This window comes from Mesorhizobium sp. M0207 (assembly GCF_040321995.1).
Lineage (GTDB): Bacteria > Pseudomonadota > Alphaproteobacteria > Rhizobiales > Rhizobiaceae > Mesorhizobium.
The window spans coordinates 334,612-348,243 of record NZ_JAMYSQ010000001.1 but is presented as its reverse complement, the minus strand read 5'-3'; the positions used below and the strand labels follow the sequence as shown (position 1 = coordinate 348,243).

Annotated in this window: 14 protein-coding genes; 1 reads left to right on the top strand and 13 read right to left on the bottom strand. The window is 63.3% G+C overall.

What is annotated here, in order from left to right:
- Window positions 1-96: 96 nt before the first annotated feature.
- Entirely contained in the window at window positions 97-2,004 is a 1,908-nt protein-coding gene (locus NKJ15_RS01620) for a propionyl-CoA synthetase (RefSeq protein ID WP_352681427.1), read from the bottom strand.
- Between the two features lie 170 nt (window positions 2,005-2,174).
- Here NKJ15_RS01620 and NKJ15_RS01615 point away from each other — a divergent pair, with 170 nt between their 5' ends.
- Window positions 2,175-2,966 (top strand): DUF2259 domain-containing protein, encoded by a 792-nt coding sequence (locus NKJ15_RS01615; RefSeq protein WP_352454688.1) that lies wholly within the window; start codon window positions 2,175-2,177, stop codon window positions 2,964-2,966.
- 284 nt (window positions 2,967-3,250) lie between these two features.
- Here NKJ15_RS01615 and dhaK read toward each other — a convergent pair whose 3' ends face one another.
- The 12 genes from dhaK to NKJ15_RS01555 form a co-directional block, all read right to left on the bottom strand.
- Window positions 3,251-4,237, bottom strand: a complete 987-nt coding sequence (gene dhaK, locus NKJ15_RS01610; protein WP_352448464.1) for a dihydroxyacetone kinase subunit DhaK — start codon at window positions 4,235-4,237, stop codon at window positions 3,251-3,253.
- A 26-nt stretch (window positions 4,238-4,263) separates the two neighbouring features.
- A complete protein-coding gene (locus NKJ15_RS01605) occupies window positions 4,264-4,686 on the bottom strand; it encodes a hypothetical protein (protein WP_023676327.1) in 423 nt (140 codons plus the stop codon).
- Between the two features lie 8 nt (window positions 4,687-4,694).
- The gene (gene ptsP / locus NKJ15_RS01600; RefSeq protein WP_352813821.1) at window positions 4,695-6,311 is read right to left on the bottom strand and encodes a phosphoenolpyruvate--protein phosphotransferase; all 1,617 of its coding nucleotides are present in this window, start codon (window positions 6,309-6,311) and stop codon (window positions 4,695-4,697) included.
- A complete protein-coding gene (locus NKJ15_RS01595; RefSeq protein WP_023676329.1) occupies window positions 6,295-6,597 on the bottom strand; it encodes an HPr family phosphocarrier protein in 303 nt (100 codons plus the stop codon). The genes ptsP and NKJ15_RS01595 overlap by 17 nt, the downstream gene beginning before the upstream one ends.
- Before the next feature lie 22 nt (window positions 6,598-6,619).
- Window positions 6,620-7,009: a dihydroxyacetone kinase phosphoryl donor subunit DhaM gene (gene dhaM / locus NKJ15_RS01590; protein ID WP_352469937.1), complete on the bottom strand. Its 390-nt coding sequence runs from the start codon at window positions 7,007-7,009 to the stop codon at window positions 6,620-6,622.
- Window positions 7,006-7,608 (bottom strand): dihydroxyacetone kinase subunit DhaL, encoded by a 603-nt coding sequence (gene dhaL / locus NKJ15_RS01585; RefSeq protein WP_352469938.1) that lies wholly within the window; start codon window positions 7,606-7,608, stop codon window positions 7,006-7,008. The genes dhaM and dhaL overlap by 4 nt, the downstream gene beginning before the upstream one ends.
- 81 nt (window positions 7,609-7,689) lie before the next feature.
- Complete coding sequence (locus NKJ15_RS01580) at window positions 7,690-9,333, bottom strand: dihydroxyacetone kinase subunit DhaK (protein WP_352813819.1); 1,644 nt, start codon at window positions 9,331-9,333, stop codon at window positions 7,690-7,692.
- Between the two features lie 67 nt (window positions 9,334-9,400).
- Window positions 9,401-10,414 (bottom strand): ABC transporter ATP-binding protein, encoded by a 1,014-nt coding sequence (locus NKJ15_RS01575; RefSeq protein WP_352448469.1) that lies wholly within the window; start codon window positions 10,412-10,414, stop codon window positions 9,401-9,403.
- Window positions 10,407-11,519 carry an ABC transporter ATP-binding protein gene (locus NKJ15_RS01570; RefSeq protein WP_352813817.1) on the bottom strand — a complete coding sequence of 371 codons (1,113 nt, stop codon included), beginning with the start codon at window positions 11,517-11,519 and terminating at the stop codon, window positions 10,407-10,409. The genes NKJ15_RS01575 and NKJ15_RS01570 overlap by 8 nt, the downstream gene beginning before the upstream one ends.
- 3 nt (window positions 11,520-11,522) lie before the next feature.
- The gene (locus NKJ15_RS01565) at window positions 11,523-11,723 is read right to left on the bottom strand and encodes a hypothetical protein (RefSeq protein ID WP_023676334.1); all 201 of its coding nucleotides are present in this window, start codon (window positions 11,721-11,723) and stop codon (window positions 11,523-11,525) included.
- Entirely contained in the window at window positions 11,720-12,670 is a 951-nt protein-coding gene (locus NKJ15_RS01560) for a carbohydrate ABC transporter permease (protein WP_352448471.1), read from the bottom strand. Before NKJ15_RS01560 ends, NKJ15_RS01565 begins: the two co-directional genes overlap by 4 nt.
- Entirely contained in the window at window positions 12,667-13,614 is a 948-nt protein-coding gene (locus tag NKJ15_RS01555; RefSeq protein WP_031211681.1) for a carbohydrate ABC transporter permease, read from the bottom strand. Before NKJ15_RS01555 ends, NKJ15_RS01560 begins: the two co-directional genes overlap by 4 nt.
- Window positions 13,615-13,632: the final 18 nt, after the last annotated feature.

Genomic DNA, 13,632 nt, shown 5'->3' with positions numbered 1-13,632 from the left:
ATTCCGAAACAACATGACGACACCGCGCGTGGATACCACGTCCGGCGCCGGTCGTTCCATACCGGAGCTTCGGACGCAACTCGGCTTCGGCGCCCATTACAGGCCGATGCCGCGGCGGTTCAGCGCGGCGGTGATCTCGTCGAGGATGGCCGGGTCGTCGATCGTTGCCGGCATGGCCCATTCCTCCTTGTCGGCGATCTTCTGCATGGTGCCGCGCAGGATCTTGCCGGAGCGCGTCTTCGGCAGGCGCTTGATCGTCACCACCGTCTTGAAGGCAGCGACCGGGCCGATCCGTTCGCGCACTAGGGTGACAACCTCGTTTTCGATGATGCCGGCGTCGCGGTCGACGCCGGCATTCAGCACGACGAAGCCGAGTGGAACCTGGCCTTTCATAGCATCGGCAATACCGACGACGGCGCATTCGGCGACGTCGGGATGCGCGGCCAGAATCTCCTCCATGGCGCCGGTCGATAGCCGGTGGCCGGCGACATTGATGATGTCGTCGGTGCGAGCCATGACATAGAGATAGCCGTCCTCGTCCATCATGCCGGCATCCGCGGTTTTGTAGAAGCCGGGGAACTCGTCGAGATAGGCTTGGCGAAACCGCTCGTCGGCATTCCACAGCGTCGGCAGGCAGCCGGGGGGCAACGGCAATCTCACCACGACATTGCCAAGCGTACCACGCTTGACCTCATGCCCGGCATCGTCGAGCACGCGGATGTCATAACCGGGCATCGGCACGCCGGGCGAGCCGTATTTGACCGGCAACAGGCCCAGTCCGGCGGGGTTGATGGTCATCGGCGAGCCGGTCTCGGTCTGCCACCAATGGTCGATCACCGGCAAGGTCAATTTCTGCTCCGCCCATTTGATGGTTTCGGGATCGGCGCGCTCGCCGGCGAGGAACAGCGTCCGGAATTTGGACAGGTCGTATTTCGGGACGAATTCGCCCTTCGGGTCCTGTCCTTTGATGGCGCGAAAGGCGGTTGGCGCGGTGAACAGCGCGACGACGCCATGCTCGGCGATCACACGCCAATAGGTGCCGGCATCGGGCGTGCCGACCGGCTTGCCCTCGAACAGGATCGTTGTGCAGCCATGCAGCAGCGGGCCGTAGACGATATAGGAATGGCCGACCACCCAGCCGACATCGGAAGCCGCCCAGAACACTTCGCCCGGTTTGACGCCGAACTCGTTTTCCATCGACCATTTCAGCGCGACCATATGGCCGCCATTGTCACGCACGATTCCCTTCGGCTGGCCGGTCGTGCCCGACGTGTAGATGATGTAGAGCGGATCGGTGGCAAGCACCGGAACACAGTCGACATTGGCACCCGCGGCCCGCTCCCGCGCCACGGCGTCGGCATAGTCGATATCGTGGTTTTCCCTGAGTTCGCAGCGCAGTTGGTCGCGCTGCAGGATAAGGCAGCTTTCCGGCTTGTGCCGCGACATCTCGATCGCCTTGTCGAGCAGCGGCTTATAGGCAACCACGCGCCCTGGCTCCAGGCCGCAGGAAGCGGAGATGATCAGCTTCGGCTTGGCGTCGTCGATGCGGGTGGCGAGCTCATGCGAGGCAAAGCCGCCGAAGACCACCGAATGCACGGCGCCGATCCGCGCACAGGCAAGCATGGCGAAGGCTGCTTCCGGCACCATCGGCATGTAGATGATGACGCGATCGCCTTTTTGGATGCCACGATTCTTGAGCACCGAGGTCAGCGCGATCACCTCGCGCTTCAACTCGGTATAGGTGAACTTCCTGATTGTGCCGGAAATCGCGCTGTCATGGATCAACGCGATCTGGTCGGCACGGCCGCCCGCCACATGACGATCGACGGCATTGAAGCAGGTGTTGCACGAGGCGCCAATGAACCACCTGCCATAGACGCCGGCATTGGCGTCGAACACCGTCTCAAAGGGCGAGAACCAGTCGATTTCGCCCGCGGCATCGGCCCAGAATTTTTCCGAGTCGCGTTTCCAGTCGTCATAGACCTCGTGGTAGCGTGACGCCATCCAGCTTCCTCCCCAGGAATGTTTGCTGTCCTTGAAATAGCGTATGCTGGTTTGTGTAACCATGTATTTGTGCGTTTCGTTTGCCGTCGTTCTAACTTGGCCGCAAGTGCGGGTCATGGTGGTCTGGGGGCCGGTATCGTTCGAATTTTCGGCATTAGGGGCAGGGCGCGATGAAATTGCGATATGAGCTTGGGTTTGCCGCGGTTGCGACGCTGGCGGTGGTGCTCGCTTCAGCTGCTCAGGCAGGCGACGCGGCGGCTCGGCGCGTCATCGGCTTTTCGCCAGACGGCAACTACTTCGCCTTCGAACAGTACGGCACGCTCGATGCCGGTGCTTCGGATTCGGGCTGGTCGGAGATCGACATCATCGACACGCGGACCGATGAGTTCGTCGGCGGCAAGCCGATCGTCATCGCCGACGAGACGGAGGATTCGACATTGACGCTTGCGCAGGCGAGGGCACAGGCCGCCGAACTGGCGGCGCCCTTGCTGGCCAAATATGCCATCGCGCCGCGCGGCGAGCGGACTGCCTTGGACAGGTTCACCTTTCCCGACGACATGGTCGCCTACAATGACATTGCGCGCCTCGAGCAGGTTTCGCAAAAATGGCTTTCGCCGGCCTATGACGAGCTTGGCACCATCCAGCTCGAGCAGATCCGTGCCGACAGCACGGCGGATTGTTCAGCGAGTTTCGACGCGACGCTGCAAGGCGAAACGACCGGCAAGGCGCTCGGCTTTCGCCTGACGCTGCAGGGTCAGGACGGCAAGCCGATCAAGCTGCTGCATGAGGACAAGGCGGTGCCCGGTTCGAGGAATTGCCCGACTTCCTACAGCCTGTCGGAATCTTACGCATTCACCCCGGATGGAAAACCGGGCGTGCTTGCGGTGCTCGTGCAGCGCTTCAGCCAGGGATTTGAAGGGCGCGACCGCCGTTTCATCGCCGTGACTGGCCAGGCGCACTGAGGCAACGCGCTGAGACGTAGTCCGCTACCCGAGTTTGTTGTCCCTAAAGCGGGAGGGCAGCGAGCATAAGTCCGACCCCGCCGACGATCAGCAAGGCGGCTGCCAGCACCTTTCCATGGCGCTCGAAACCCGTCGGCGCCCGATCCCAATTGTAACGCATGCTCGAACTCCCCAAACCCGCAGATTCTTTATCTTACGCAGGGTGAGGAGGGCAACTGTCTGGCGATGCGCGGCGTTGCCGGTACCGGTCTTGTCACCGACTATTTCTGGGGCATTCTCCGCCGCTACATGCCCCAGCGCAGCGCGGCCGTATGTACCGGTGCATCCCACCAAACAGCCGCCTCGTCGTCGAGCATGCTCAGCGTGATCGAACAGCCGGCCATATCGAGCGAGGTCACATAGGACCCGACCAGCGACCGGATCACCGTCACGCCGTGCTTCTCGAAGATTTTGCGGGCGCTGTTGTACATCAGATAAAGCTCCATCAACGGTGTGCCGCCAAAGCCGTTGACGAAGAGTAGCGCCTGGCCTCTGGCACCGTCGCCCAGGTCACCCAGGATTGCGGTACAGATCTCCTCGGCGATAGCATCGGCGCTTTTCAATGTGTCGCGCCGCCTCCCAGGCTCGCCGTGGATGCCGACCCCGAACTCCATCTCGCCGTCGCCGATATCGAAGGTCGGCTTGCCCGCCGCCGGCACGGTGCAACTGGTCAGCGCCACGCCCATCGAGCGCGTCGCGCCGTTGACGCGCTCGCCGAGCGCCTTCAACGGCTCCAGTGCCATGCCTTGTTCGGCCGCCGCGCCGACGATTTTCTCGACCACCAGCGTGCCGGCGACGCCGCGCCGGCCGGTGGTGTAGGACGAGTTTTCGACCGCAACGTCGTCATTGGTCACGATTTGCATCACGCCTTCCGACATTTCAGCGGCCATGTCGAAATTCATCACGTCGCCCTCGTAGTTCTTGACGATGAACAGGCAGCCGGCGCCCGTATTGACGACTTCGGCCGCCGCCATCATCTGGTCAGGCGTTGGCGAGGTGAATACCTGGCCGGGGCAGGCCGCATCCAGCATGCCGTGCCCGACGAACCCGCCATGTAGCGGCTCGTGACCCGAGCCACCGCCGGAGATCAGCGCCACCTTGCCCGGTGTGAGCAGCTTGCGGCGGACAAATCTGTGTTCCGCGCCAAGCGCCAGGATATCGGCATGCGCGGCAACGAAGCCGTCGAGGCTCTCGGTCAGCACCGTATCGACCGAATTCAAAAATTTCTTCATGGCCGTCCTCCCGAAATAGCCCAGCGTCAGCTGCCCTTGCCGGCGATGCTGGTGATCTTCTGGATGAAATCGTTGACCGCCCGGTCGAGCGCCGCGTTCTGCTTGTCGTCGCCGAAATCGGGAACGATCAGCGAGACATGGCGTGTCTTGCGCAAGCCTGCGGCCAGCGACATCTTTCCCGGATGCGCCCGATGGTAGGCCTCAAGGAAATGATCGCGTTCGGCCGGGCTGAAATGGCAGACGGAGAAGATAGCCGGCAAATGCTTCGACGGGATCGGCGTCGAATAGGCCGGGCTGGAAATCTGCGTGACGAAGCTGCGATGCTTGCCCAGCGCATCGGCGAGGCGCTGGCGCATGCCGGACGGGCGCTGGTCGATCACCTGCGACAGGATCGTCTTGTAGGCGCGGATCGCCTCTTCGGGGCCGGATTGCGACGCCTTGTCTGCCATACCGGGGCCTAGATCGAAACGTCCGCGATGGCCGCCTTGGCCATCGCGAGTTGGGCGGGAGCGACGGAGAGGTCACGCAGGCCGGTTTCGAGCAGCGCCGGGATCGAGGCGGGGTCGCCGCCGGCATCGCCACACAGGCTGACCGGGATATTATGCTCGCGGCCGAAGGCGGCAACCGAGGCGATCAGCCGGAGCACGGCCGGATGCCTGACGGAATTCAAATGTGCGACCGACGCATTGTCGCGCGCGGCGGCCATCACGTATTGGGTCAAATCATTCGAACCGATCGAGAAGAAAGCGGCCTTGGCGAATGCCTCCGGTGCGATGGCCACCGACGGCACCTCGACCATGATGCCAAGCGGCGGCATTTTGTGCGCGATGCCGCGCGCCAAAAGGTCAGCCTGCTCCTCAGCGAACAGCGCGGTGGCGTGTTCATACTCTTCCGGAACGGCGATCATCGGGAACATCACCTTCAGATTGCCGTGCATGGCGGCACGTAGCAAGGCGCGGATCTGCACACCAAAGACCTCCGGACGCATCAGCGACAGCCTGATCCCGCGCAGGCCAAGGAATGGATTACCTTCCTCGACGGTCAGGCCCGGCACAGGTTTATCGCCGCCCGCATCGACAGTACGGATCGTCACCGGCCTGTCGCCTGCCCATTCCAGCACTCTACGGTAGGCGCGATATTGCGTCTCCTCGTCCGGCAGCGTCTTGCCGAACAGGAATTCGGTCCGCATCAGCCCGACACCGTCGCACGCCGCAGCATCGATGCGGTCGACATCGGACGGATCGGCAATATTCACCTGCACGTGGACCGCTATGCCGGTCTTCGTTGCTGCCGGCCTTGTCAAATAGGCTGCCGCTTTGTCGCGATGCGCCGCGAAAGACGACGACGATCGCCGGAATGCGTCGATCTCCACTTTCGAAGGCGCCAACACGATGCCGCCATGTTCGGCATCGAGCAGTGCGATTCCGGCAAGGTGAGCCGGCGAAGCACCGGGCCCGGCTACCCCACGCGCTACGAGCCCCAACCCCACCACCATTGGCACGCCGCGTGAGCGTGCCAGCATTGCGACATGACTTGCGGCACTTCCGGCCGTAAGTGCTATGCCGCCGCCGGCACTCCAGTCGGTTTCGAGGAAGCGCGTCGGTGCGATATCCTCGCCGTAGAAGATCGCACCTGCCGGCGCGGCAATGTCGCCGCCCCCGGCAAGCGCGCGTAGCACCTGGTCGCGTATGTCGCGCATGTCGGCCGCGCGCGCCCGGAAATAGTCCTGCTCGGATGTTTCATAGCCGGCTATCTCGGCGTCGAGCGCTTTTCGCCAAGCCACATCAGCAGCCATGCCCTCGGCAATTCGCTCAAAGGCCGAGCCGGTCAGCGCGTCGTCCTCCAGCATGGCGAGCTGGAATTCGAGGATACCGGCCGCCTCGCTGTCGCTGGTTTCCATCAATGTCGCGAGCCGGCCTGCGGCAATGGAGATGGCGGCCTCAAGCGCCGCCTTCTCGTCCGCGGCAGTCGCCTTGCGGACATAACGCACAGCAGCCTGGTCCAGATTGAACAGCGGCCCCTCGGCATAGCCGGCCGATGCCGAAATGCCCTGCAGCCTAAGCGGTTCGGGCATGGTCCTTGCCTTCGTCGAAATCGCGCCGCACCAGCTCGACCAGTGCGCCGACCGCCTCGCCGGCGCCGTCCCCTTTGGCTCTGATATGCAGGACAGTGCCTTTCGGCGCTTTCGCCGCCATCACCTTGACGATGCTCTTGGCGTCGAACCATGGCCCGTTGGCGGCGAGCGCAATCTCGACGTCGGCCGAAAACGTCTTGGCAAGCTTGGTGAACTTCACCGAAGGACGCGCATGCAGTCCCACCTCATGGGTGATCAGGACGCTGGCTTCGGCTGCTGCGGACATGCTTGTCAAAATTCCCGTTCGTTCACGACGGCGACAATTCGTGCGCCGTCGCCACCACTTCCCTGAGCGAGGCGCCGCCGGAAGCCTCGGTCGCCGCCATCACCGCGCCTTCGACGATCGGCGCATTGCAGACAATGATCTTCTGGGCGCGTGGTTCGCCGATCATCTCGACCGCCATCTCGCTATTGGTCTCGGCACCGCCGAGATCGACGAGGATCGCGACCCCCGCCTCCGACCAGGCCTTGTCGATGGCGTCCATGATCGCCTCGACATTGGTTCCCAGCCCGCCATGGCCGTTTCCCCCGCACCATGCAAGCGGCACTTCGTTGCCGACCATCTGCCGCACCATGTCGGCGGTGCCTTCGGCGACCAGCGGCGAATGCGATACGATGACGATGCCGACATTGCTCATGCGCGCCTCTCGATTGCCTCGGCTACGGCCCGCACCAGAAGCGCAGTCGAGCGTGCGCCGGCATCCATATGACCGATCGAACGGTCGCCAAGGAACGAGGCGCGCCCACGCAGCGCCTTCATCGGCACGGTCGCGTCGGCCGCGTTGTCGGCGATCTCGACGATGTCCGCTGCCGTCTTTCCCTGCAGCAGGGCCTCATGCACCGGCTGCAGCACGTCTAACATGGTTTTTTGCCCGGCCTGCGACTTGCCTCTGGCGGCAACCGCTTCGATCGCCTTGCCGAAGGCCGCCGCCAGGTCGGCGCGACCCGGCGCGGCGGAAATCTCCTTGCCGAGCGCCATGAACAGCGTGCCGAACAACGGACCGGAGGCTCCGCCGACGGTCATCACCAGTTTGGTGCCGATCGCCTTCAGCGCCTCGGGCAACGGCTTTGTCGCAAACGCGCCGGCCTCGGCCCGCACTGCCTCGAAGCCGCGTCTCATGTTGAGCCCATGGTCGCCGTCGCCGATGGCCTGGTCGAGACTGGTCAGCTCGTCGGCATGTGCGGCGATCGTGTTTGCCGCCGCCTCGATCAGCCTGGAAATATCCGCTGCCGCCATATCACCCATGCTCCTGGCCCCTGCGCTGCCGGCAGTACGAGAAAATTGCATATCCGGCAATTGAAGCATTCTTTTCCCCAGTCAAGCGGGTTCGAGCAACGCAGCGAGGGCAGTGAAGACCTCGGCGACGGCAAAGGCGCCGGGGTCGACCACGCCGTCGAGCTGGCTGCCAATATAAGCGGACCGCCCGGCCTTGGCCTTGCGCATGGCAGCGGTGGCCTCGGCGCCGCGTTGCGCCGCGACCGCCGCATCTTCCAGACTCCCCCTATCCAGCGCCCTCAAGGCGGGTTCCAGGGCATCGATCATCGTGCGATCGCCGACCCTCGCTCCACCATAGAAGGACATCCGATCGAGGCCGGCGAGAAGCGCCTTGGGAAGCGTTTCGCCAGACTCCAGCGCCTGCGCGGCGGCGGTGAAGAAGATCGACAACAGCACGCCGCTAGAGCCGCCCATGCTGGCGCTCAGGATGTCGCCGACGACGGCGAGCGTTGCGGCAGGGTCAGCGAGCGGCAGTGTTGCAATGCGGCCAAGCACACTGCGCGCACCGGCCGCCACTGTCGATCCGGTGTCACCGTCTCCCGCCTTGGCATCCAGTCCGTTCAACGAGCCTTCAAGCGAGATCAGCCGTTCGCAGACCGCGACAACCAACCGGTCGGTGCGTGCGTCCTGGCTGGCTTTCGACGCGTTGTTCGGGCCGGCGGCTTTGGCCATCGGCACGACGCTGGCTTGGCGAACGGCTCTTGCCGGCAGCCAGGCGTGGGGGCCTACCGGCGCCCGCAACGCCGCTTCGCGCGACGCATCGAGCCGGATCAGCGACAGGGAAAAGCCGTTCATGTTGAGCGCGGTCATAAGCTGCCCGGGCCCGATTGTCAGCGTCACCTTTTGCGCCAGCGGTGAAGCCAGTACCGCATTGGCGACAAGCAACATTTCCAGCGGTGGCACCGAACCGAGATTATTGATCAGCAAGGCGTAGTGGCTGACCGGATCAAGCCGCGCGGCAAGGCGCTCCGACATGATCGCAACCAGCCTTTCGGCACTTTGCACCGCAATCCGCTCAACGCCCGGTTCGCCATGGATGCCGAGGCCGAGTTCGGCATCGTCCGCCCCGAATCTTTCTTCATGGCTCTGGCCGGGGATCGAGCAGGATGACAGCGATATGCCGAGCGAAACGATATCCGCCGCCACTGCCCGCGCCGCCCCGGCAATCGCCGCCAGGTCAATGCCGGCTTCCGACTGGTGGCCGGCGATCTTGTGCACGAACAAGGTGCCGGCCAGGCCACGCGGCTGGGCAATGTCCGGCAGGGCGATATCGTCGGCGACAATCACCATCTCGACCCGGAAGCCTTCGGCGCGCGCCTTCTCGGCTGCCAGGCCGAAGTTGAGGCGATCGCCGGTATAGTTCTTGACGATCAGCAGACACCCGGCGGGACCGGTCACCGCGCGGATGGCGGCCAATACCGCTTCCACGCTCGGCGAAGCAAAGATCTCGCCCGAAACCGCCGCCGTCAGCATGCCAATGCCAACAAAGCCGGCATGGGCAGGTTCGTGCCCGGCCCCGCCGCCGGAAATGACCGCAACCTTGGTCTTATCCCAGTCCGCGCGGAGAATGACCTTGATCTCGGGATAGCCGGCGAGGCGAGCGAGATCGCCGGCGCCGGTAGTATCGAGGAAGCCGTCCAGGGCCTCAGTTACGATCGTATCCCTGCGATTGAAAAAATGCTTCATCGAATTGGTCCAGTCCGGTGCCCGAAATTGCCGGTTGAAAGGTGCCAGGAAAACACTCGCGCAGCGCTCACATCAGCCGTCGCCCATCGGGGCCGAAATACAGCGGCGAGCGATAGCGGATCATGATCTTGTCGCCCTGAGCCAGGTCGGTGTCGGGGTCGGTTAGCGTCACCAGCTTCCTGGTCCCCACCGTCACATGCAGATGGTTCTGGTCGCCGAGATGCTCGACCCAATCGACGACGCCGTCGGCATGGCCGTTCGCCGCCTTCTCGATCGAAAGATGTTCGGTGCGAGCACCGATCGTCTTTGTTCCCGCCGGCGCGCCGCCATCCGGCAGCAGTCCGACCGGCAACAAATTGATTGCCGGTTGGCCGAGCCGTGCGGCGACGTGTAGGTTTGCCGGCTCAGAATAGATCGCGCGCGGGGAACCGATCTGCACCAGCACGCCGTCGGCGAGAATGCCGATGCGGTCGGCCATGGTCATCGCTTCGATCTGGTCGTGCGTGACGTAGAGCATTGTGGCGCCGAGTTCCGCCTGGATGCGCTTCAGCTCTAGCCTGAGATCGGCGCGCAGCTTGGCGTCGAGCGACGACAGCGGCTCGTCCATCAGGTAGATCGACGGCTTGCGCACCAAGGCGCGGCCGATGGCGACGCGCTGCATCTCGCCGCCAGAGAGTTTGGTCGAGCGATTATTCAGCTTGTGGTGGATGCGCACCATCTTGGCCACGTCCTCGACGCGGCGGCGGATCTGATCCTCCGGCATTTTCCGTGCTGGCGAGCGCAGCGGAAAGGCGAGGTTGTCGTAAACCGACAGATGCGGATAGAGCGAATATTGCTGGAATACGAAAGCGGTGTCGCGCTCGGCCGGCGACAGCGTCGTCGTGTCGTGGCCGGCAATATGGATCGAGCCCGCTTCCGGACGCTCCAACCCGGCGATCAGCCTGAGCGTCGTCGTCTTGCCGGCGCCGGTCGGCCCGAGCAGCACGACGAATTCCCCGTCGGCGATATGCAGGTCGAGATTGTCGACGGCGACATGCTCGCCAAAAGCCTTGGTCACGCTTTTGATGTGAACGTCAGCCATGATGTGCTCTCCCCTGGGAGGCCGAGTCATGGATTTCGGTGCGCACCGCACGCCCGGATCCTTTTGCGAACAGCGACAGCCGCGCGCTGCTCAGCGCCAGGCCCACATGATCGCCCGGATTGAGCCGGATTTCGGCCGGCACCCTGGCCTTGATGATGCCGTCCGCTGTCTCCACCGCGACGATCTGAGTGGTGCCGAGATATTCCGTGCCGTAAATAGCACCGCGCAGCTTCGAAGCGTCATCGAAGCGGATGTGCTCCGGTCGGATGCCAAGCGCCATCTCGGCCGGCGCGACGTCCTCGCGGATCTCCGGCACGGCCACCTTCGCGCCTTGCACAACAATTTCCCTGGCGCCCTTTGAAAGCCCGCCGCCGAAGCCGAGGAAATTCATCGGCGGCGAGCCGATGAAGTCGGCGACGAACATCGTCGCCGGCCGGTCGTAGATCTCGCGCGGCGTGCCGAACTGCTCGATGACGCCGTGGTTCATCACCGCGATCTTGTCGGCCATCGACATCGCTTCCATCTGGTCATGCGTGACATAGACGGTGGTGGCGTGAATGCGGTTGTGCAGTTCTCGCAATTCATGGACCATCAGGTCGCGGAATTCGGTGTCGAGCGTGCCGAGCGGCTCATCCATCAGGAAGCATTTTGGCCGCCGTACGATGGCGCGGCCGAGCGCCACGCGCTGGCGATCGCCGCCGGCAAGCCCGGAGACCGATTTGTTGAGCAGATGGTCGATCCGCAAAAGCTTCGCCGTCTCCTCCACTCGGCTCCGGATTTCAGCGCCTGGCACGCCTTGCGCCAGCAGTGGAAAGCCGATGTTCTTCCGCACATTCATGTGCGGATAGAGCGCGAACAGCTGGAAGACGAAGGCGATGTCGCGCTCGCGGGCACGCCGCATGGTGACGTCCTCGCCGCCAAGCAGGATCTTGCCGCCGGTTGGCAGTTCGAGCCCGGCGATCATGCGCAACGTCGTCGTCTTGCCGCAGCCGGACGGCCCCAGCATGACGAAGAATTCGCCGTCCTCGACGACGAAGTTGGAATCTTGCACGGCGACGAAATCGCCGAATGCCTTCCTCACATGTTCGACCCTGATCTCGGCCATCGTCTACTCCGGAAATTTCGAGACGATGATGAACATCGCCGTGCCCGCAAGCATGGTGATGAAGGAATAGGTGTAGAGCACCAGTGCGAAGGGCTGGAACAGCATCAGGAAGCCGATGGCGATGATCGCGGTGGCGACGTTTTCCATCAGCCCGCGCCTGGCCCAGACGGGCCAGCGCGATTTGCGTTTTGCGGTCATGCTCATTTACGCACCGCGCCAAAGGTGATGCCGCGCAGCAATTGCTTGCGAAGCAGGATGGTGAAGACCAGGATCGGCACCAGAAAGATCGTCGTGCCGGCCGCGACCGCCGGCCAGTCCTGACCGCCTTCGCCGATGATGGTCGGAATGAAGGGCGGCGCGGTCTGCGCCGTGCCCGAGGTCAGCAGCGCAGCGAAGGCATATTCGTTCCAGGCAAAGATCAGGCAGAAGATGGCGGTTGCGGCAATACCGGTGGTCGCCTGCGGCAGCACCGTGCGCCAGAACGCCTGCAGCCTGGTGTAGCCGTCGATCATCGCCGCTTCTTCATATTCGCGCGGGATCTCGTCGATGAAGCCTTTCAGCAGCCACACCGCCAAGGACACGTTGACCGCCGTATAAAGCAGGATCATGCCGAGAGCCGTGTCCGACAGGCCAAGCTCCCGGTACATCAGGTAGATCGGGATGGCGACCGCGATCGGCGGCATCATCCGCGTCGACAGGATGAAGAACAGAAGGTCGTCGGCGAGCGGCACCTTGAAGCGCGAAAAGCCATAGGCCGACAGCGTGCCGAGGAAAACCGCGCAAAACGTCGAGCCGAACGCGATAATCAGCGAATTGACGAAGCGCGGCATGAAGTTGGACGGGCCGGCGATCACCATATTGCGCTTGCGCACCGTCTCGTCGCACAGGCCCGTCGCCGGTCCCAGCGAGTTGATGTATTCCGGTGTTTGCCGAGTCCGGGTCGAGAACAAATTGCAGTAGCCCTCGAGGCTGGGCTGGAACAGGATCTTCGGCGGATAGGCGATCGAATCCGGCGGCGTCTTGAAGCTGGTGGCGAAGATCCACAGCAGCGGCACGATCGAGATCAGCGCGTAGGCGACGATGATGGCGCCGGCGACGCGCTTCGACGTGGCCGACGGCGCGACAACGGAATGGGCTGACGTCAGGCTCATCTCTGCTTCACCTTGTTGAGCGCCTTGACGTAGATGTTTGCGAGGCCAAACACTGCGACGAACAGGATGATGGCGAAAGCCGAGGAATAGCCCGTCCGCCAGCTTTCGAAGGCCTGCCGCTTCAGCGTGATCGAGGCCACTTCGGTGGTCGATCCCGGCCCGCCGCCGGTGAGCAAATTGACCATGTCGAACATCTTGAAGTTCTCGATGCCGCGAAACAGCACCGCCAGCATGATGAAGGGCAGCGCCATCGGCAGCGTGATCGACCAGAACTGCCGCCAGTTGGAGGCGCGGTCGACCTCGGCCGCTTCGTAGATGTATTCGGGGATCGAGCGCAGGCCGGCGAGGCAGATCAGCATTACGTAAGGCGTCCACATCCAGGTGTCGACGATGATGATCGACCATGGCGCCAGTGACACGTTGGAGAGCATGCTGATCTCGGTTGCCGGAATGCCGGTGACGAACGAAACGGCGTAGGCGAACAGCCCGATCTGCGGCTCGTAGAGAAAGCGCCAGAAATTGCCGACCACCGCCGGCGATAGCATCATCGGCACCAGGATGATGGTCGTCCAGAAGGCGTGGCCGCGGAACTTGCGGTCGATCAGCCAGGCCAGAGTGAAGCCGATCAGCGTCTGCAGCAGGATGGTCCAGAACACGAAATGCGCCGTCGTCTGCATGGCGATCCAGATGTCCTGGTCGGCGAGGATGCGCTTGTAGTTGGCCAGCCCGAGGTTCTTCACAACCTCGTTGGGCCGATTGGCGCGAAAATTGGTGAAGGACAGATAGATTGCCCAGAACAGCGGAAAGATGTTGATAGCTAACAGCAACAGGATCGTCGGCGAGATGAACAGCCAGGCGAGGCCCTTGTCGCTGATGCCCCGGACCTTGCGGGCCAACGGCTCGGGCGTAGCCCGGGCAACGCTGTCCGCCGTCCGATTGAGCATGGTCAGTCCTGCTTCGGT